Origin of the sequence: Pseudomonas faucium, assembly GCF_021602585.1 — a bacterium.
Taxonomy (GTDB): Bacteria; Pseudomonadota; Gammaproteobacteria; order Pseudomonadales; family Pseudomonadaceae; genus Aquipseudomonas; species Aquipseudomonas faucium.
Genome location: NZ_BQIP01000003.1, coordinates 328,705 through 348,613, shown reverse-complemented (window position 1 = coordinate 348,613; position 19,909 = coordinate 328,705). Strand labels below are relative to the sequence as shown.

16 protein-coding genes are annotated in these 19,909 nt (G+C 66.4%); 5 read left to right on the top strand and 11 right to left on the bottom strand.

Going from position 1 to position 19,909, the window contains the following annotated elements:
- Nucleotides 1-253: 253 nt before the first annotated feature.
- The 5 genes from L6D75_RS06470 (at nucleotide 254) to L6D75_RS06450 (ending at nucleotide 6,273) form a co-directional block, all read left to right on the top strand.
- The gene (locus L6D75_RS06470) at nucleotides 254-1,162 is read left to right on the top strand and encodes a LysR family transcriptional regulator (RefSeq protein WP_176512289.1); all 909 of its coding nucleotides are present in this window, start codon (nucleotides 254-256) and stop codon (nucleotides 1,160-1,162) included.
- Nucleotides 1,163-1,382: 220 nt separating this feature from the next.
- Nucleotides 1,383-2,924 (top strand): MFS transporter, encoded by a 1,542-nt coding sequence (locus L6D75_RS06465; protein WP_176512290.1) that lies wholly within the window; start codon nucleotides 1,383-1,385, stop codon nucleotides 2,922-2,924.
- Nucleotides 2,925-2,952: 28 nt separating this feature from the next.
- Nucleotides 2,953-4,014 carry an HlyD family secretion protein gene (locus L6D75_RS06460; RefSeq protein ID WP_176512439.1) on the top strand — a complete coding sequence of 354 codons (1,062 nt, stop codon included), beginning with the start codon at nucleotides 2,953-2,955 and terminating at the stop codon, nucleotides 4,012-4,014.
- Nucleotides 4,011-5,465 carry an efflux transporter outer membrane subunit gene (locus tag L6D75_RS06455; protein ID WP_176512291.1) on the top strand — a complete coding sequence of 485 codons (1,455 nt, stop codon included), beginning with the start codon at nucleotides 4,011-4,013 and terminating at the stop codon, nucleotides 5,463-5,465. The genes L6D75_RS06460 and L6D75_RS06455 overlap by 4 nt, the downstream gene beginning before the upstream one ends.
- A 13-nt stretch (nucleotides 5,466-5,478) precedes the next feature.
- Entirely contained in the window at nucleotides 5,479-6,273 is a 795-nt protein-coding gene (locus L6D75_RS06450; protein WP_176512292.1) for an SDR family NAD(P)-dependent oxidoreductase, read from the top strand.
- Nucleotides 6,274-6,394: 121 nt separating this feature from the next.
- Here the strand turns inward: L6D75_RS06450 and L6D75_RS06445 are convergent, their stop codons facing one another.
- From L6D75_RS06445 to algK, 11 genes are all read right to left on the bottom strand, one after another.
- Nucleotides 6,395-7,207 (bottom strand): SDR family oxidoreductase, encoded by an 813-nt coding sequence (locus tag L6D75_RS06445; protein ID WP_176512293.1) that lies wholly within the window; start codon nucleotides 7,205-7,207, stop codon nucleotides 6,395-6,397.
- Nucleotides 7,208-7,255: 48 nt separating this feature from the next.
- Complete coding sequence (locus L6D75_RS06440) at nucleotides 7,256-7,720, bottom strand: multidrug transporter (protein WP_176512294.1); 465 nt, start codon at nucleotides 7,718-7,720, stop codon at nucleotides 7,256-7,258.
- A 96-nt stretch (nucleotides 7,721-7,816) separates the two neighbouring features.
- Complete coding sequence (locus tag L6D75_RS06435) at nucleotides 7,817-9,271, bottom strand: mannose-1-phosphate guanylyltransferase/mannose-6-phosphate isomerase (protein ID WP_176512441.1); 1,455 nt, start codon at nucleotides 9,269-9,271, stop codon at nucleotides 7,817-7,819.
- Between the two features lie 37 nt (nucleotides 9,272-9,308).
- Nucleotides 9,309-9,956: an alginate O-acetyltransferase AlgF gene (locus L6D75_RS06430; protein WP_176512295.1), complete on the bottom strand. Its 648-nt coding sequence runs from the start codon at nucleotides 9,954-9,956 to the stop codon at nucleotides 9,309-9,311.
- A gap of 21 nt (nucleotides 9,957-9,977) precedes the next feature.
- Nucleotides 9,978-11,135: an alginate O-acetyltransferase gene (locus tag L6D75_RS06425; protein WP_176512296.1), complete on the bottom strand. Its 1,158-nt coding sequence runs from the start codon at nucleotides 11,133-11,135 to the stop codon at nucleotides 9,978-9,980.
- Between the two features lie 11 nt (nucleotides 11,136-11,146).
- Nucleotides 11,147-12,604 carry an MBOAT family O-acyltransferase gene (locus L6D75_RS06420; RefSeq protein WP_176512297.1) on the bottom strand — a complete coding sequence of 486 codons (1,458 nt, stop codon included), beginning with the start codon at nucleotides 12,602-12,604 and terminating at the stop codon, nucleotides 11,147-11,149.
- A 192-nt stretch (nucleotides 12,605-12,796) separates the two neighbouring features.
- Nucleotides 12,797-13,900, bottom strand: coding sequence for a mannuronate-specific alginate lyase (locus L6D75_RS06415; RefSeq protein ID WP_176512298.1), 1,104 nt, complete (start codon nucleotides 13,898-13,900; stop codon nucleotides 12,797-12,799).
- Nucleotides 13,901-13,907: 7 nt separating this feature from the next.
- Nucleotides 13,908-15,350, bottom strand: a complete 1,443-nt coding sequence (locus L6D75_RS06410; protein ID WP_176512299.1) for an alginate O-acetyltransferase — start codon at nucleotides 15,348-15,350, stop codon at nucleotides 13,908-13,910.
- Between the two features lie 13 nt (nucleotides 15,351-15,363).
- Complete coding sequence (gene algG / locus L6D75_RS06405) at nucleotides 15,364-16,923, bottom strand: mannuronan 5-epimerase AlgG (protein WP_176512300.1); 1,560 nt, start codon at nucleotides 16,921-16,923, stop codon at nucleotides 15,364-15,366.
- Between the two features lie 19 nt (nucleotides 16,924-16,942).
- A complete protein-coding gene (locus L6D75_RS06400) occupies nucleotides 16,943-18,421 on the bottom strand; it encodes an alginate export family protein (protein ID WP_176512301.1) in 1,479 nt (492 codons plus the stop codon).
- Nucleotides 18,418-19,791: an alginate biosynthesis TPR repeat lipoprotein AlgK gene (gene algK / locus L6D75_RS06395; protein WP_236193452.1), complete on the bottom strand. Its 1,374-nt coding sequence runs from the start codon at nucleotides 19,789-19,791 to the stop codon at nucleotides 18,418-18,420. Before algK ends, L6D75_RS06400 begins: the two co-directional genes overlap by 4 nt.
- Nucleotides 19,792-19,909: the final 118 nt, after the last annotated feature.

Here is a 19,909-nt window from a genome sequence, read left to right as displayed (position 1 = left end):
TGTGGGGGCCTTCTTGAAGCAGGTTGAATGGTTGCCTGTGCCGGCCCTATCGCCGGCAAGCCGGCTCCCACAGGTGATCGTGGTGTACCTGTGGGAGCCGGCTTGCCGGCGATAGGGCCGGTACAGCCACTGCAAGACTTATGGCGGATTCACTGGCCAAGATAAATGCCCCACCACGCACGGGCGCATTGCGTCTGGTGCAATCCACCAAGCTGTTAACATCACCTTCCCACACCCGCCACGGAAAACGGCCATGCAACTCCCGGACATGAACCTGCTCGTCGCCCTCGATGCCCTGCTCGACGAAGGCAGCGTGGTGGGCGCTGCGCAGCGCATGAACCTGAGCCCGGCGGCCATGAGCCGGACCCTGGGGCGTATCCGCGATGCGCTGGGCGACCCGATCCTGGTGCGCGCCGGCCGCGGCCTGGTGCCGACACCGCGGGCACTGGCCCTGCGCGAGCAGGTGGCGGCGCTGGTGGAACAGGCCGGCGAAGTGTTTCGCAGCGCCGATGAGGTCGACCTGCCCAGGCTCGAGCGTGCCTTCAACATCCGCACCAACGATCTGTTCATTGCCTTGTATGGCGCCCAGCTGCTGCGCCGCATGCACGAGCAGGCGCCGCGCACGGTGTTGCGCTTCGTGCCCGAGAGCCCCGGCGGTGATGACGACAGCGTGCTGCGCGATGGGCGCACCGACCTGATCATCAGCTCGACCGTCGACCTGGGCCCGGAAATCAAGGTGCAGAGCCTGTTCCAGACGTACTACGTGGGCCTGGCGCGGCGCGACCACCCGATCTTCGAGCAACCGATCACGCCCCACAGCTTTGCCAGTTATCCACAGATCAGCGTCTCCCGGCGCGGGCGCGCGAATGGGCCGATCGATGTGGAACTGGCCAACTTCAAGGCCCCGCGGCGGGTGGCACTGATTACCCCGAGTTTTCACTCGGCCCTGTTCTCGCTGCCGGATTCGGACCTGATCCTGCCGATGCCGGCGAACATCCTCAACAGCGTGCACAAGCTCGGGCTACCGCTGCGCTCGTTCGAGATCCCGGTGCCGCTGGAGCGGGTGACGGTGCTGCAGGCGTGGCACCCGCGGTTTCACAACGACCCGGCGCATCGCTGGCTGCGCCAGACCTTGAAGGCCTGTTGCAGCGTCGATCCCTGATCGCCTGTTGGGGCCCTATCGCCAGCAAGCCAGCTCCCACAAAAAAAGCAGGCCGCTGCTCCCCCCCTTGTGGGAGCCGGCTTGCCGGCGATAGGGCCCTCACTGACAAACCCGGATTGCGTCTGACGCAACTTGAAACTACCGAGAAGTCAGTTTTCGTCAGCATTCGACCTTCATAGACTTGCCCCAGTCGCAAATTTGTTGCTGGAGATGTCTGCCCATGAGTTCCCTGACCACCCCGTCTGCCACGCTCGCCGCCGCCCCCGCGCCGGCCGCGCCCGTGCAGGCGGCGTTCGGCCTGCGGGTGGTGGTCGGGCTGTTCGGTGTGCTGCTGGCGGTGCTCTGCGCCGGCCTCAACGAGTCGGTGACCAAGATCTCCCTGGCCGACATCCGCGGCGCCATGGGCATCGGCGCCGACGAAGGCGCCTGGCTGCTGGCGGTGTACAGCGCCGCCTCGGTCTCGGCCATGGCCTTCGCCCCCTGGCTGGCCACCACCTTCTCCCTGCGCCGCTTCACCCTCAGTGCGGTCGGCCTGTTCGCCGTGCTTGGCCTGCTGCAGCCGTTCGCGCCTAACCTGCACAGCCTGATGCTGCTGCGCGTGCTCCAGGGCTTTGCCTCGGGCGCCTTGCCGCCCATGCTGATGAGCGTGGCGCTGCGCTTCCTGCCGCCGGGCATCAAGGTCTATGGCCTGGCCTGCTACGCCCTGACCGCCACCTTCGGCCCCAACCTGGGCACGCCACTGGCCGGGCTGTGGACCGAATACGTCGGCTGGCAGTGGGCGTTCTGGCAGATCATCCTGCCCTCGGCGCTGGCCATGTTCTGCGTCGGCTGGGGCCTGCCACAAGACCCGCTGCGCCTGGAGCGCTTCGCGCAGTTCGACTGGCGCGGCGTGCTGCTCGGCCTGCCGGCCATCAGCTGCATCGTCCTGGGCCTGTCGCTGGGCGACCGCTGGGGCTGGTTCGATTCGCCGCTGATCTGCTGGCTGCTGGGTGGCGGTGCACTGTTGCTGGTGCTGTTCATGTACAACGAATGGTCCGAGCCGCTGCCGTTCTTCCAGTTGCGCATGCTGCAGCGGCGCAACCTGAGCTTCGCCCTGGTGACCCTGGCCGGCGTGCTGATCGTGCTGTCTGGTGTGGGCAGCATTCCATCGGCCTACCTGGCACAGATCCAGGGCTATCGCCCGGCGCAGACCAGCCCGCTGATGATGCTGGTGGCCATGCCGCAGCTCATTGCCCTGCCGCTGACGGCGGCGTTGTGCAACATCCGAGCGGTGGACTGCCGCTGGGTGCTGGCCGCGGGGCTGGCGATGCTGGCGGTGTCGTGCGTGGGCAGCAGCCTGCTGACCTCGCAATGGATTCGCGGCGACTTCTACCCGTTCTACCTGCTGCAGGTGTTCGGCCAGCCGATGGCGGTGCTGCCGCTGCTGATGCTCTCCACCAATGGCATGACTCCGCAGGAAGGCCCGTTCGCCTCCAGCTGGTTCAACACCGTCAAGGGCCTGGCCGCGGTGATCGCCGGCGGCCTGCTGGATGCCCTGGGCACCCTGCGCCGGCATTTTCATTCCAACCACCTGGTGGACAGCCTGGGCAACGCCCCGCTGATCGACGATAACGCCGCGGGCCTGGCCAAGCGTATCCACGACCAGGCGCTGGTGCTGACCTCGGCCGACCTGTACCTGGTCATGGCCTGCGTCGCCGTGGCGCTGATCTGCCTGATTCCTTTCGTGCCTACCCGGGTCTACCCGCCGCGTGCGGTGGCCTGACCCCTGGATGAATTCGAGACCGCTGAAAATGACCCACAAGCGCAAGACAATCGTGATCGCCTCGGTGCTCGCCGTGGCCGTGCTGGCCGGCATCGTCGGCCCCTGGATAGTGGGCAGCGACCACCGGCAGAGCACCAACGATGCCTATGTGATCGCCGACTACACCGTGGTGGCGCCGAAGGTCGCCGGCTTCATCAAGGAGGTGCTGGTCGAGGACAACCAGCAGGTCCAGGCCGGCCAGCTGCTGGCAACCATCGATGCGCGTGATTACCAGGCCGCACTGGACGCCGCCCAGGCCCAATTGCTGGTGGCCAAGGCGCAGAGCGCCGATGCCCGCGCCACCCTGGAGCGCCAGGCTTCGCTGATCGCCCAGGCCGAGGCGGCGGTGAAGGCGGCCCAGGCCGAAGCGGCCTTCGCCGACCATGAAGTCAACCGCTACAGCCGCCTGGCCGAGCAGGGCGCCGGCACCGTGCAGAACGCCCAGCAGGCGCGCAGCCGGGTCGACCAGGCCCTTGCGCGGCTGGCCAACACCCAGGCGGCGCTGGTGGCCACGCGCAAGCAAGTGGACATCCTCAGCGCCCAGGTGGCCAGTGCCGACGGCCAGTTCAAACGGGCCGAAGCCGGCCTGGAAAAAGCCCGGCTGGACCTGTCCTACACGCGCATCACCGCGCCGGTCGATGGCATGGTCGGCGAGCGCGCCCTGCGCGTGGGCGCCTTCGTCAACCCGGGCGCGCGCCTGCTGTCGGTGGTGCCGCTGCAACAGGCCTACGTGGTCGGCAACTTCCAGGAAACCCAGCTTACCCATGTGCAGCCGGGCCAGCCGGTGAACATCAGCGTCGACACCTTCTCCGGGGAAACCCTCAAGGGCCATGTCGAGAGCATCGCCCCGGCCACCGGCGTGACCTTCGCGGCGGTGAAGCCTGACAACGCCACCGGCAACTTCACCAAGGTGGTGCAGCGCATTCCGGTGAAGATCGTCTTCGATGACGGCCAGCCGCTGCTCGCCCGCCTGCGCGTGGGCATGTCGGTGGAAGCGACCATCGATACCCGCGGCGACACCCTGGCCGGCAAAGAGGTGAGCGCCCGATGAAACCCGCCGCACGCTTGAGCCCGCTGCTGCTGGCCGTGCTGCTGGCCGGCTGCACCCTGGGCCCCGACTTCCGGCGCCCGGACAGCCAGGCGCCGCAGCGATGGGCGCCGCTGCAAGGCGAGGCTGCCGCGAGCCAGCCGCAGGCCGAGCCGCTGCAGTTGCGCTGGTGGGAGACCTTTCATGATGCGCAGCTGAGTGCGCTGATCCAGCGCGTCGCCGAGCGCAACCTCGACCTGCAGATGGCCAGTGCCCGCCTGCTGCAAAGCCGCGCCCTGCGCAGCACGGTCGCGGCCGATGAAACGCCGTCGGTCGATGCCAGCGCCGGTTACAGCCGCGCACGCAACAGCGCCGAAGGCTTGAGCGACCCTTCCGGGCACTCGGGCAAGTCGGCCTTCAACCTGTGGCAGGGCGACCTGGTCGCAGGCTGGGAGCTGGACCTGTGGGGCCGCGTGCGGCGCCAGGTGGAAGCCGCCGACGCCAGCGTCGAAGTGGCCGAGAACGACCGCCGCGGCGTGTTGCTGGCGCTGCTTTCGGAAACGGCTGGCAACTACATCCAGCTGCGTGCCGTGCAGCACACCCTGGAGGTGAACCGCAACAACCTGGAGGTTGCCCGGCACAGCCTGAAACTGTCCGAAAACCGCCAGGCCGAAGGCGTCGCCACGCGCCTCGACGTGGCCCAGGCCAGCGCCCAGGTGGCGTCCATCGAGGCGCGCCTGCCGAGCCTTGAAGCCCGGCGTGATGACCTGATCAACGCCCTCAGCCTGCTGGCCGCCGAACCGCCGCGCAGCCTGCAGGCCGAGTTGCTCGAAGACGCGCAACTGCCCGCGCCGCAGCAGACATTCGCCATCGGCCTGCCGTCCGAGCTGGCCCAGCGCCGCCCCGACATCCGCCAGGCCGAAGCCCGCCTGCATGCCGCCACGGCGAGCATTGGCGTGGCCAAGGCGGACTTCTACCCGAGCATCCGTCTGTCGGGCAGTGTCGGTTTTCAGGCCCTGCAACTTGCCGACTTCGGCGCCTGGGATTCGCGCCGCTTTGCCTTCGGCCCGCAGCTGTCGCTGCCGATCTTCGAGGGTGGGCGGCTGGCCGGCACCCTGCAGTTGCGCGAGGCGCAGCAGCAGGAAGCGGCGCTGAACTACCGCAAGGTGGTGCTTGGCGCCTGGCACGAAATCGACGATGTGCTACGCCTGTACAACGCCAGCCAGTTGCGTCGCGACCACCTGGCCGAAGCGGTGCGGCAGAACCGCATCGCGCTGGAAACGGCCCAGCGTCAGTACGTCGAGGGTGCGGTGGACTTTCTCAACGTGCTGACCGTGCAAGGCGCGTTGCTGGCCAGCGAAGAGCAGTGGATCGACAGTTCGGCCGCGGTGTCGCAGGCGCTGGTGGGGCTGTACAAGGCCCTGGGCGGTGGCTGGCAGGCGTTCGACGAGCAGCCGGGTAATTCTCACAGCTAGAGAGGGTGCACAGATGCATATTTCCTTGAACGGCAAGCGCGCCATCGTCAGCGGCTCGACCGCTGGCATCGGCCTGGCCATCGCCACGGGGCTGGCCGAAGCAGGCGCCGAAGTGGTGCTCAATGGGCGCACCCAGGCGCGTGTCGATGAAGCCCTGAACGCGGTGCGAGAGCGCTTGCCGCAGGCGCGCATCATCGGCATCGCTGCCGACCTGAGTACCGCAGCGGGCGCGCAGGCGCTGTTCGACCAGGTGCCGCACACCGACATCCTGGTCAACAACCTGGGCATCTTCGAGCCCAAGCCCTTCTTCGAGATCGACGATGCCGACTGGCTGCGCTTCTTCGACGTCAACGTGCTCAGCGCCGTGCGCCTGTCGCGCCATTACGCCCAGGGCATGGCCGAGCGCAAATGGGGGCGGGTGATCTTCCTGTCCAGCGAGTCGGCGCTGCAGATCCCCACCGAGATGGTCCACTACGGCATGACCAAGACGGCGCTGCTGGCGGTGTCGCGGGGGTTGGCCGAGACCTTGGCCGGTAGCGGGGTGACGGTGAACTCGGTGTTGCCGGGGCCGACTCGCTCGGAAGGGGTGAGCGATTTCTTTGCCAAGCTGGCGCAGGAGCAGGGGGTGCCCACGGATGAGCTGGAAGCCAACTTCGTTGCCGAGCACCGGCCGAGCTCGCTGATCCAGCGCCTGGCGACGGTGGAGGAGGTGGCCAGCATGGTGGTGTACCTGGCGTCGATGCAGGCCAGTGCGACCACCGGGGCGGCGTTGCGGGTGGATGGTGGGGTGCTGCGGTCGATTGCCTGATTCGTGGGTTGCCTGTGCCGGCCCCATCGCCGGCAAGCCGGCTCCCACAGGTCATGTGCTGTGGTTGAACCTGTGGGAGCGGGCTTGCCCCGCGAAGAGGCCGGCACAGGCAGCTGCAAACTCAAAGCGGCCGCAAAAGCCCGAAGCGCTTGCGCAACGCCCAATCCAGCAACCGCCGCGGCAGCAGCCGGGCCATCAACGGCAACGCGGTACTGCCGTTGCCCAACCGCACCACCGCCGGCACCGGCGACTTGCCCAGCGCGGCCAGCACCCCTTGGGCAAACACCGCCGCAGGCGTCGGTTTGTCCTGCGAAGCTCGCGCCCGTGCCTGCACCTGCTCACGCAACGGCCACCACGGCGAATCCGCCGCCAGCACCTGCTCGGCCTGGCGCTGGGCATTACTGGCGAACTGCGAGGCAATCGCCCCCGGCTGCACTTCCATCACCCGCACCCCGAACGGCGCAAGCTCCAGGCGCAGGGCATCGCTCAAGGCATGCACGGCGGCCTTGGAGGCGCAGTAGGCGCCGGCAAACGGCGTGACCAGCACCCCGGACACACTGCCGATGTTCACCACCAGGCCGCGTGAGCGGCGCAGCAATGGGAACAGTGCGCGGGTAACGCCGACCACGGCGAAGACGTTGGTTTCGAACTGCTGGCGCATGGCGTCGACACCGCCATCGAGCAGCGGCCCCATGGCGCCGTAGCCGGCGTTGTTGATCAGGATGTCGAGGGTTTCGAGCTCTGCGGCCAGGCGCGCCAGGGCGTCGTTGTCGTTCACGTCCAGTTGCCGGGCGGTGAAGCCTGCGGCGCTCAGTTGCGCGACATCCTCGGGTTTGCGGGCGGTGGCCCAGACGGTGTGGCCGGCATCGCGCAAAGCGTCGGCCAGGGCGCGGCCGATGCCGCTGGAACAACCGGTGATCAGGACGGTGGGCATGGGGAGGCCTGTTTACTGGGGGATGTTGGGATCAGCGCAGGCAATGCATCAATTGGCAAAGCTGCCTTGCAGGTGCTCGGCACGAAATTCCAGGGTCTGCGGCCGGTAGCCCGCACGCAGCGGCGGCAATGGCAGGCAGTCTTGCCACTCGGTCCCCGGCTGCAGGTCGCCCGGCCCGCGATAGCGCGGTGCGGCGTAGGTGTTCTCGGCCAGGTTCACGGTATCGCCCGGGGCATACGCCGCCACGCGCCAGCGCAGTTCGGTGAGCGGGGCCTTGTTGCCGTTTTTCATGTGCACCTGCAACGCGCGGTCGGCAGGGCAGTGTTCAGGGGCATAGGTCAGGCGCAGGTCCAGCCGCGCCAGTTGCGAGGCTTCGCGCTGGTCTTGCCAGACCACCCACAGGGCGACCAGGCCGAGGCCAAGTACGGCCGCCAGTGAGATCGGCAGGGCCTTTGCCGGGTAGCGCAACAGCAGCACCAGCCAGGTGAGGATGAGGAAGGCACCGATGATCATGATGCGGGCAGACCTTGTTTGCGCAGGTCCGACCATCGTAGCGCCAAATCACGGTGGCCTCAAAGAAGGGGCCGCAATGCGGCCCCGGGGTGTTGCCTACTGCGCGATGGTCTTCACCGAAACGCCACGCTCCACCGGCGTCGAGGTGCGCCCGTAGACGTCCTCGAAGCGCTCGATGTCATCCTCGCCCAGGTAGCTGCCCGACTGCACTTCGATGATCTCCAGCGGGATCTTGCCCGGGTTGCGCAGGCGGTGGATCGAGGCAATCGGAATGTAGGTCGACTGGTTCTCGGTGAGCAGGAACACGTTCTCGTCGCAGGTGACCTCGGCCGTGCCCGATACCACGATCCAGTGCTCGGCACGGTGGTGGTGCATCTGCAGCGACAGGCTCGCGCCCGGCTTGACGGTGATGTGCTTGACCTGGAAGCGCCCGCCCATGTCCACCGAGTCGTACGAGCCCCACGGGCGGTACACCTCCAGGTGGTTCTGGGTCTCGCTGCGGCCCTGCTCGTCGAGGGTCTTGACCATCTGCTTGACGCCCTGGACCTTGTCCTTGTGGGCAATCATCATCGCGTCCTTGGTCTCGACCACGACAATGTTCTCCAGGCCGATCACTGACACCAGCTTGCCGTTGCCGTGGATCATGCAGTTGCGGCTGTCCTGCACCACCACATCGCCCTTGGTGACGTTGCCGTCGGCGTCCTTGTCGTGCACTTCCCACAGCGACGACCAGCAGCCCACGTCGCTCCAGCCGGCCGACATCGGCACCACGCAGGCGCGCTGGGTCTTTTCCATCACCGCGTAGTCGATGGAGTTGTCCGGGCAGCAGGCGAAGGTGGCTTCGTCGATGCTCAGCAGGTCGCCGTCTTCTTCGCTGCGCTCCAGGGCCAGCACGCAGGTGTCGTAGATGTCGGCGTCGTGCTTTTTCAGCTCTTCGAGGAAGCGGCTGGCACGGAACAGGAACATGCCGCTGTTCCAGAAGTAGCCACCGGCCTTGACGAATTCGGCGGCGCGTTTTTCGTCGGGTTTCTCGACGAACTGTGCAACGCGGGCCACGCCTTCTGGCAGCAGGGCGTCCTGGCTGGAGCGGATGTAGCCGTAGCCGGTTTCGGGCTTGGTCGCCGGCACGCCGAACAGCACCATCTCGCCACGCTCGGCGGCCACGGTGGCCAGGGCCAGGGCGCGCTGCAGGGCTTTCTGGTCATCGATCACGTGGTCGGCCGGGAGCACCAGCATCAGGTCGTCACGGCCTTCGTTGACCAGCTTCATCGCGGTCATCGCCACCGCAGGCGCCGTGTTGCGGCCGAACGGCTCCATCAGGATGGCCTGGGTTTCGAGCCTCAGGCTGGCCAGCTGCTCCTGGACGATGAACTTGTGGTCCTTGTTGCACACCACGATCGGTGCGTCCATGCCTTCGAACACCAGGCGCTCGAGGGTCTGCTGGAACAGCGTGTGCTCACCGGTCAGGGCCAGGAACTGCTTGGGGAACTGCTTGCGCGACAGAGGCCACAGACGCGAACCGCTACCACCAGAAAGAATTACCGGGATCATCATGTTTCTCCAATAAGGTCGTTAACGAGGCAGGGGATCAGTTGGTGGACACTGGGCGAGTGACCCAGACCGGCGACAGGTTGCTGCCGGAGCCAGTGACGTACAGCACGGCGGCTTCGCCGCGCTCCAGGGCGACCGGTTTGAGGTCGCTGACTTTCTTGTTGCCTTCGAACAGGGCCAGGTTGACCTTGACCGGGTTGATCTCGCGCTCGCCACGGCCCTTGGCGGCCACCGACTGCACCACGTCGGTCTTGCCGTCGGCGGTTTTCAGGGTCAGCGCCTGGTCGCTGAGGTTCTGCACGCGCACCAGCGCTTTCTGCTTGTTCTTGAACGGCGGCTCTTCGATCAGTTGCGGGTTGCCGCCGTTGTTGTTGACCAGGGTGTAGTACTTGTCGGCGGCCAGCTTGACCGGGACGCTCTTGCCGCCGACCTGGGCTGTGTAGTCACCGCCTGGCAGGAAGCTGAAGTCGCTGCTGGCCTGGGCGCCGACCTGCTTGATCTGGGTGTTGCCGACGCTGGCGGCGGCCGGGGCGCTGGCGGCGTTGTACAGGCGCACGAAGGTCGAGCCTTTCGGGGCGGTCGGGCCGTACAGCGCGGCGTCGGCGCCGGCGAAGGCCTGCAGGGAAGCAAGAGACAGGCCGGCCGCGAGGGTGAGGGCTTTGGCAATGGAAGTCTTGGTAGTCATGTGCGTGTTCCTCTCTATCTATCAGTGGTTCGTCCGGGTGGACGACAGGGCCAGGTTTTCTTCGGATTTACGGGAGTTCTTCAGCTGCGCGATCCACTGCGGGTCGAAGCTGCTGAGGTCGTTCTTCATTGGCAGATAACGTTCGGGGAATTCCCACACCACCACTTGTGGCGCGGCGTTCTTGAAGGCATCGCTTTGCAGGTACTTGAGCATCGGCAGCAGCGGGCCGTGGCCGTCTTCGGCGTAGTTGGCAACGTCGCTGTGCAGGGCCTGCTGCAGCGCGCCGAGGAAGTTCCAGTGGGGGTTGGCGCTGTAGCTGGTGCCCACCAGCGCCACCGGGATCTGGCTGTCGGCGAACAGCGCGTCGCCGGCATCGGCTTGCGCCTCGGCCGGGCGGGTGGTGCGTTGCTGCAGGTTGTCCGGGCTGGGCAGCAGGTTGCTGAACAGTGGGTCGAGCGGCAGGAAGTTGGTCAGGTCGCCCTTGTACGGCGCGCTGCTGCCGGCTTCGGTGATGAACGCCTGCGGGTCGCCGTTGAGCAGGTTCTGGCGGTTGACCGCCTCGGCCAGGGTCTGGGCGGCCACTTCGGCGCCCATCGGCGTCCAGTGGGTGTCGGTACGCAGGAACACCTGGCCGCGGCCCTTGGCCTGCTCCATCGCGGCTTGCAGGTCCGGGGCGAACACGTTGGCCTGGCGTACCTGGGCGTGGAACTGGTTGTACAGGTCGTCGTGCAGGCTGGCCGGTTGCTCCTTGCCCACGTATTCCGAGTAGATGCGCGCCTTGGCCGGCACGATCGCCAGCACCAGCTGGCTGCCGTGCTGCTGCAGGGTGTCGCGCACGCCACGGATCAGCGCCAGGTTTTCCTCCATCAGCTGCTGGGCACCGGCGGTGGGCTTGAACTCTTCGTCGCTGAACAGCCACTGGTCACGGCCCAGCACCACGCCGGGGCGGCCTTCGTTGAACAGCTTGAAGTCCAGCGCGGCCCAGAGGTTGGTACCCAGGCGCTTGATCGGGAACTGGTCGTCGTAGTGGGTCTCGGCGGCCTTGGCCAGCTTGCCGTTGAGCAGGGTCATCTGCTCGGTGCGCTGGAAGCTTTGCAGGCCACCGGTGGACCACACGCCCATGCCCACCAGCAGGCCGATGAACGACAGGGAGTAAGTGATGCGTAATGTCCGGGTCATGGTCATCAACCTCAGAACTGGAAGTAGAGGAACGGCGAGTAGCTCTGCGCCGAAAGCTTGAGGATCGAGGCGGCGAACAGCATCAGGATCAGGGCGCGGGACATGACCCGGGTCCAGTCCAGGCCGAGCGAGCCGTCGGCATTGACCTGCACCGGGGTGGCCTTGGCCGTCGGCCTGGCGTTGCGGTAGAAGTCGCGCAGGCCGAAGAAGGCCAGGGTCAGGTAGGCGATCACCAGGGTCGCCACCTGCAGCCCGGTGAGCTGGGCGCGGTTGAGCTCCGACAGCTGCCATTCACCGAAGCTGAACATGGCGCCGTACATGCGCCCGGCCACGTGCAGGTTCTCGGCGCGGAAGATCACCCAGCCGACCACCACCAGCAGGAAGGTGAACGCCCACTTGATCGGGTTGAAGCGCTGCGGGTTGGTGTCGATGCCCAGTGCCCGCTCGATCGCCAGCCACATGCCGTGCCAGGCGCCCCAGATGATGTAGGTGAAGTTGGCACCGTGCCACAGGCCGCCCAGCAGCATGGTCAGGAACAGGTTGCGGTAGGTGTTGAAGGTGCCTTTGCGGTTGCCGCCCAGGGTGATGTAGAGGTAGTCGCGCAGCCAGGTCGACAGGCTGATGTGCCAGCGGCGCCAGAACTCGGTGATCGACTGGCTGATGTACGGCTGCTTGAAGTTCTCCATGAAGCGAAAGCCCATCATCAGGCCCAGGCCGATGGCCATGTCGCTGTAGCCGGAGAAGTCGAAGTACAGCTGCGCGGTGTAGGCCAGGGCGCCGAGCCAGGCGTCGCCGGTGGTGGGGTTCTGCAGGGCGAAGCAGTGGTCGGCGACCACCGCCAGGGTGTCGGCGATGAACACTTTCTTGATGAAGCCCTGCATGAAGCGGGTGCAGCCTTCGGAGAACTTGTCCAGGGTGTGGGTGCGGTTGTTGAACTGGTCGACCAGGTCCTTGAAGCGCAGCACGGGGCCGGCGATCAGGTGCGGGAAGATCGCCACGAACGCGGCGAAGTCGATCAGGTTGCGGGTGGCCGGGGTGTCGCCGCGGTACACGTCGATGATGTAGCTGATCGACTCGAAGATGTAGAACGAGATGCCGATCGGCAGCAGCACGTGGGTGAGGATGAACGGCTCCAGGCCAAACGAGGTGATGATCGCGTTGAGGCTGTCGACGCCGAAGTTGGCGTACTTGAAGTAGCCGAGGATCGCCAGGTCCACGCCCACGCCCAGCAGCAGCCAGCGCTGGGCCGGCTTGGTGCGCACGCCGGCGGCGCCGACTTTCAGGCCGATCCAGTAGTTCCACAGGGTCACCCCGGCGAACAGGGCGAGGAAGTCCACCCGCCACCAGGCGTAGAAGATGTAGCTGGCGACCAGCAGCAGCAGGTTGCGATAACGTTGCCCGCTCAGGTAGTACAGGCCGAGGAAGATCGGCAAGAACAGGAACAGGAACACGTTGGACGAGAAGACCATCCCGGTTCTCCTAAGTTGTTCACAGCATCCAGGGCAAAGCGCCCCCCAAACCCCCCACGCATGCGTGGCGGGCTACCTAGATTCCTGTGGGAGCTGGCTTGCCGGCGATGCAAGGCGCCAGCCTTGCCCAGCGGTGCTCAGGGGCCGCTTTGCGGCCCATCGCCGGCAAGCCGGCTCCCACAGGGTTTTGCGTTACTTCTTGGAATCCGCGCTCGGGTCGTAGACCCGGGTCAGGTTGCCGCCGAGCCTGAAGCTGTCGAACGGCTGCATGCCGTGCTTGCGCTGCAGGGTGTCGCCGACGCACTGGTACAGCGCGCACCACGGCTCGAGCCAGGCGTACTTGCTGTCGACCTTGAGGTCTTTCATGTCCTGTTTCTCGCCGGCACGTTCGGCGAAGTGGCGCGGGTCGCGGGCGCCGGCCAGCACGCCTTCGCCCAGGCGCTGCAGGGCGAAGTTGTTTTCGCTGCGCAGGTCCACGCCGTTGGCCTTGGCGAAGCTGGCGATCATCGCCAGCGGCGGCAGGGCGTAGTTGTGGTAGGCCAGGGCGCGCTGCTTGCGCTTGACCTCGTTGGGCAAGAAGCCCTGGTCATCGATCTGGTTGGCGCCGACCTTGTATTCCTTCACCGCCCAGTCGAACAGGTCGCGGCGGTCGGTGGCCACGGCGGTGGCCATTACCGACCACGCCGCCCAGTAGCTGTGGTTGTTGATCTTCTCCAGCGGCAGGTTGCTCCAGTCGCGCACGGTCTGCTCGGCGAGGCGGCCGAACCACTTCTCGATCAGCTCGGCCTCGGCCTGGTGCGCGGCCAATGGCTGCGAGTTGGAGAACTTCAGGCGCAACCACGAACCGCTCATGCTGCCCAGCGCCCATTTGCGCATGGACTTGCCGGTGTGGTTGTAGTTGGTCGACATCAGCGCATCGGCGCGGGCCCAGGTACCCAGCCAGGTCAGGGTGCAGTCGAGCTGCGCCGGGCGGCCGTCGCGCATGTACTGGTTGACCATCTTGGCCACGCCACGCTCGAGGGTGGTGATGTCTTTGGTGGAGTCGCGGAAGGCCTCTTCCGACTCGACGTTCAGGGTCGCCCGGGCCTTGTCCGAGCCTTCGTACTTGCTGCGAAACTGCAGCGCGCCGGTGTAGGGCTTGGGCGCCGCCTCGCAGCGGAAGTTGCCGTCGCGAGTCTTGAGCTTCTCGATGCCCTCGTAGTAGCCCTGGGGCGGCACCAGCGCGGCGTGCGCGGCGCTACCGAACAGCGCCAGGGCGAGCAGGGCAGGGCGGAAGGTTCGCTTGAATGCAGTCATGGTCGCCTCACTGGCCGGCCTGGGCGGTTTGCGCAGGCACGGCGAAGTTGTTGCGTTTGCAGAGTTTGGCCTCGACCTTCTGGGTGCCGTTCTCCGGCCCCTGGACCTCGAAGGCCAGCAGGTTCTGGCTGGCCCAGTCCTCGTCCTCGCGCATCTGGAAGACGAAGCGCCCGTCGGTGTCGGAGGTTTCCGGTTTTTCCAGCTTGATGTCCTCGTGGCGGCCGTTGAGGTACCAGAGGGTCGCTTGCAGCACCTTCACCGACGGGTCCTCGAACTTCACGTCCATCTGCAGGTTGCGGTTGACCAAGTCCTTGATCACGCCGCCCTTGCCGTTGACCATCAGCTCGTTCTTGCCGGGCTTGAGCGTGGTGCTGGCGCTCATCAGCGCCGGGCGCGCATCGCAGCCGTCGTCGAGCAGGCCGAGGATCTGCCGCCAGATGGTTTCCTGGTCCAGGCGGTACAGCGGCGAGAATTCCCAGATCAGGATCTTCGGTGGGTGGCTCTGGAATTCCTCGCTGCCCAGGTACTGGATCATCGAGCCTTCCAGGCCGCCGCCGGGGAAGGCGACGTTGAGCACGTCGGCGCCGATGTACTGCTCGAGGAAGCCCGAGAAGTTGTAGTTCTTGCCGCTGTGGCTGGTGCCGACCAGGGTGATCTGGGCGTTGCCGCTGTCACCGAAGAGGTCGTCGCCACCGCCGCTGGAGCCTTTCGGTTCGGTGGCGAACTGGTCCATGTACTGCACCGCGTAGCTGGTGCCGCAGAGCTGGCCGGCAACGTTGTGCAGGGTGCCGGTCTTGCCCATGCGCCCGGACTTCTGGGTTTCGAATTCCTTGCGCGGGACGCCTTCGAAGGCCGGCATCTGGTGCACGGTGTCGGCCACGATCTTGGCCGCGCGCTCGGCGCCGTATGGCGTCCAGTGCTGGTCGCCGCGGAAGTAGAAGTCCTTGCCCTGGTCGGCGGCGGCCAGTTGCTCGTTGGTCAGCGGCGACAGGTCGGGCACGTTGTAGCCCATGCTGGCAAAGCGCTTGAGCATGGCCTGGTAGTTGCCCAGGGCCTTCTGGTAGTCGAAGGCGGCTTTCTCGGCCGGCTTGAGCATGTTGCGGTTCACCAGGCCGCGGGTCGGCTGGTAGACCACGACCAGTTCCACGCCGCGTTTCTTGAACGCGTCATGCACCTGCTGCAGGCGCTTGTAGCCGGCCGGGGTGGTGTTGAACTCGGTGCGCAGGTCTTCGCGGGTACGGAACAGCCAGTCGCCCTGGGCCTGCACCAGCGTGGTGAAGTTCTGCTGGTAGCGGGTGGTGTAGCGGCTGGCGTCATGCGCCTCGGGGCACAGCTGGCAGCAAGGCTCGGCGGTGAAGGCCGGGGCCTGCACGTCGTCGGCACGCACGCCCTGGCTGATGGCCAGGAGGGCGGCGGACAGGCCCAGCAGTTTCATCAGGTGTGGAGTCATGGTCTGGGCTTCCTTAATCGATCATTTCGGTCTGGCGTTCGACCGGGTCGATCAGCACGGCCTTCTGCTGGCGCACCAGCAGGTCGAGGATTTCGTCCTGGCGCTCGCCGAGGATGCCGTTGAGGCTGATGCCGCTGGCCTTGCGCGGGGCGAGCATGGAGACCTTGTACAACTCCACCGACAGCGGCGAGTCGATCGACAGGGGGCCGGAGCCATTGGCCGCCAGTTCGCCGCCGACCACGATCAGCGACACCTTGGTGTCGAACGGGTCGAGTTCGATGTCGCGGTCGGTGTCGGACAGGTCCTTGATGTGCCCGTACACGCCGACCAGGCCGTTGGCCATGGCGATGTTCTCGTACAGGCGGATGTTCACGCTGTTGCGCACGCGGATGCCGTGGCGGCGGTTGTTGATCAGCTTGTTGCCCCAGATCAGGTTGTCGCCGCTTTCGTACAGGGTGATGCCGTCGGTGTGGTTGCGGTAGATCTCGTTGTAGGCGATCAGGTTGTTGACGCTGTTGCGGTCGATCACCACCCCGGAGAGCTTGTTGTCATAGCTCTTGTTGTTGATGATCCAGCTGTCGTTGACCTCGCGCGAGACGATGATGCCGTGCTTCTTCTTGGTGCCGTACACCGTGTTGCCGGCGATGATCAGGCGGTGCGAGCGGTCGTGCGGGTCGATGCCGTAGACGATGTTGTCGCGGTAGGTGTTGTCCTTGACCACGAAGTCCTGCGTCTCGTAGCAGTAGAAGCCGTACCACATGTCGCTGAACTGCGAGCCGATGATCCAGCCGGTGGGTTCCGGGCGGCCCATGCGCTTGGCCATGTTCGGCGTGTACTGCGAGATGCTCACGCCATACGACTTGGACTTGGCGTAGCCGAAGCTTTCCATCCTGGTATTGACGATGTAGGTCTCGGTGCCGCCCCACGACAGCAGGAACGGGCGGAATTCCTTGGGCGAGCGGAAGGTGGCAGGGCCGTTGTCCTTCTCGCGCCAGCCGCTCACCTGGGTGTCGCTGATGAACAGCTTGCCGTCGTTGACCAGAAACGAGCCGCCTTCCTGGGACAGGCGCAGCTGCTTGACCTTGCCGTCGATTTCCAGGATGCCGTTGCGCCCGACCACGATCGGCAGGCGCGCCAGGTACACGCCCGGCTCGACTTCGCTGAGGTACTGCTTGGGCACCTGCTTGCTCAGCTGCACCAGGTCGACATGGCCGTCATCGACGAAGATTGCCTGGGGGATGCCGTGCTGGCGCTGCACCCATTCGGCCGCCTTGTTGTCGCCGCCGATGAATTCCTTGAGCGACTCTTCCTGCAGCATGCGCCGCACGCTGACCTTGCCCTTGTGGCGGCGGTCGATCTTTTGCTGCACGGCGGCGGCGGTGTAGCCGCTCAGGTCAGGCAGCTTGGGCGGGTCCATGTGCAGCGGCTCGGTGGGCGCGGCGGACACGGTGTAGGTCTTGGCCTGCTGCAGCCCCTTGGCGACGGCCGCGGGTTCTGCGGCGAAGGCCAACTGGCTGGCCAGCAGCAGGGCGCTGGCCAGGAGGCTGTGACGTAAGTGCGGGTGAAGGTTCATTGCAGGTCCTCTCCCGGCCTCAGAAGCGCCAGATCACGTCGACGAAGGCGCGGTGCATGTACGAGTCCGCTTCCTTGCCATAGGCATCGCCTGGCTTGAACACACCGGCGCGCAGGCGCACCAGTGCGGACGGCTCGTCGATCGCCTGGCTCATCGAGGCCGGCAGCAGGCCTTGCTTGAAGTACTTGGTGACGACCACGTCCATTTCCTGGCCAAGGTCTTTTTCGCCATCGACCAGCGGGCGGCTGATGCCGTTGTCGTTGACCACCGCGTTGATGCCGCTGGAGCCGATGTTCTGCGAGCCATCGACACGCCAGAACTTGTGGTAGATGAAGCTGGCGTCGTAGTCGTCGCGCAGCTGCCAGGAGGCGAACAGGGTGGCCGCCTGCAGGTTGCCCAGCTCGCCACGGAAGGCTTCGCCGAAGCGGTGCACGCGCGAGCGGGTGCCGGTGAAGTTGGAGCGGTTGCTCTCAAGGCCGGTCTGCTCGAAGTTGCTCGAGCCGTCGTCGCCACCGCCGCCGCTGCCACGGGCGTAGGCCGCACCGACCTGCCATTGCGGGTCCAGGCGCAGGCGGATGCCCAGGTCGGTGGCCCAGGCGTTGACGTCGCCGCTCTGCTTGCCGGTGGCCACTTGCTCGCCGTTGACCAGCTGGCTGCTGAGGGTGTCGCGGTCGCCGGTCAGCCAGGTGACGCTGCCCCAGTAGTTGACGGTGTGGTCGTTGCGCCAGTTGTAGGCGTCGCTGTTGGCTTCCAGGCCCAGCCAGGTGAGGTCGCCGGTGCGGGTCTTGTCGAGCGCGTCGATGGTCTCGCCGGGGTTTTTCAGGCTGCCGCTGTCATGGGTGTGGTGGGCGCGCACGCCGACCCAGTGGCCGGGTGTCCACTGCGTGGCGACGTTGCCGTAGAGATGCGTGCGGTCCTTGTCTTCCGGGGCCAGCTCGGTGAGGTCGGTGCGGTATTCGCTAAAGCGCTGGGCCACGCCCAGGTCGGCCTTGAGCAGGGTGGTGTCGAAGGTCCAGTTCAGGGCTTCGATGTTGGTGTCGCGCCACATGCCATCGTCGCTGCGCAGGCGTTGGCGGCCCAGGCGCAGTTGCTCGCCGGGGTAGGCGGTGAGGCCGCTGTAGCCGACCCAGAATTCGCGCATGGCCAGGTAGCTTTTGTCGGGCTTGCGGCTGTCGTCGCCGGTGTCGGTGGTGGTGCCGTCGTCGTTCTGGCGCAGGGTGTCGGTTTCGATGGTGTCGGTGGCGGCGACGGCCTGGCCCATGGCATAGGCGCTCCAGTTGCCGCGTTCACCGTAGACCCACGGGCGCAGGTCCAGGCCCAGGCCGTTGACGTCGCCGCCGGAGCGGGTGCCCAGGTCGCGGTCGTCTTCGGATTGGCCGGTGATTTTCACGTCCAGGCCGAAGTTTTTCTGCAGGGTGATGTCGGCCAGGGTCGGGCAGGACCACAGCAATGCGAAGCTCAGGCCGATGCCGGCTTTCACCAAGGGATTGAGCGTCATAGCATGTCCTCGCCGTCTACTTCGGGGTCTTGGTCTTGCAGGGCATCAAGGGCGAAGGTGGTGCGGCCACCTTGGGCCATGCTGCCGCGGGCCTGCTTTTCCTGGGCCAGCAGGTTCTGCGCCTGGCTGCGCTGTTGGGGCGTGAGTTGCTGGTCGAGTTGCTGCAGCAGCTCGGCCGATTGCGGCGTCGGGTTGGCCTGCGACAGCTGGGCGAACACCCAGGCGTTGGTCGGCTCGGGGCGGATGCCGTGGCCTTCGCTGAACAGCTGGGCGAGGGCGTAGTCGGCGCTGTTCTGGCCGCCACGGGCGGCGCTGAGCAAGTGGTCGACGGCCTTCTGCGGCTCGACGTCGCCCAGGTAGCCACGGCGGTACAGCTGGCCGAGGTAGTAGTCGGCGCTGATTTCGCCAGCGTCGGCGGCGGCCTGCAGGTGCTGCTCGGCCTTTTCGGCATCGGCGGGGATGGCCTTGCCTTCGTAGTACAGGCGGCCGAGCAGCAGCTCGGCGCGCGGTTGTTCGGCTGCGCGGCCCTTGTCGATGTAGGCCATCAGCTGGTCGGTGTCGCCCAGCTCGGGGAAGTCGTAGAGCAGCTGCGCCAGGCTGACCCAGGAGGCTGGGTTGGCCGGGGCGATGTGTTCGAGCAGGTCCTTGGCGGTTTTCTCGTCGGTCTGGCCAAGGCTGCGGTCGGCCAGCACACGGGCGACGTTGTCGACCCGGGTGGCAGGCACGGTGCCGCGGGCATAGCCGGCCTTGAGCTGTTCGAGCAGGGCGGCTTGCTGGTCGGCTTGGCCACGCTTCTGGTACACGGTGGCGAGTTCGGCGTAGCACACGTCCATGGTCGCCAGGGCCTGTTTGCAGAGCGTCTCGACCTTGTCGAGGTTCTGGTCATAGGTGCCCTGGGTGCGGTATAGCAGGATCTGCGCCAGGCCCGCTTCCGGGTAGCCGGCGGCGCGCCATTGGTCGATCTGCTGCTGGGCATTGACGTTGGGGAAGCTCTGCGGGTACAGCAGGTAGAGCATCGCCAGCGGGATCAGGGTCTTGTTCTCGCCCTGGGCGGCGGCGGACTTGAGCAGTTTTTCCGCTTCTTCGCGTTCGGCCTGGGTGCTGTCGGGCTTGGCCACCAGCAGGCGGCCCAGGCGCACCTGGGCCCGCGGCGAGGTGGCGGCGGCGGCGCGGTAGGTCGCCTCGGCTTGCTTGAACTGCGCCGGGTCGCCGCTGGACACCTTGATATCGGCCAGGCCCACTTGCGCGTCGCTGTAGCCCAAATCGGCCAGGGCCTTGTAGTTGCGCTCGGCCAGCGCGGTGTCGCCGCGCTTGAGGGCTTCGTTGGCCAGGCGCTGATCGGGCAGGCCGGCACAGCCGGCCAGCACCATGGCGGCAGTCAGGGCGCACAAGCCAAGGTTCACGCGCACTTTGTGGGAGCCGGCTTGCCGGCGAATGGCCAGTGCAGGCGAAGCATCTGCCGGGCGAGCGCTGTGCGCTCGATCGCTG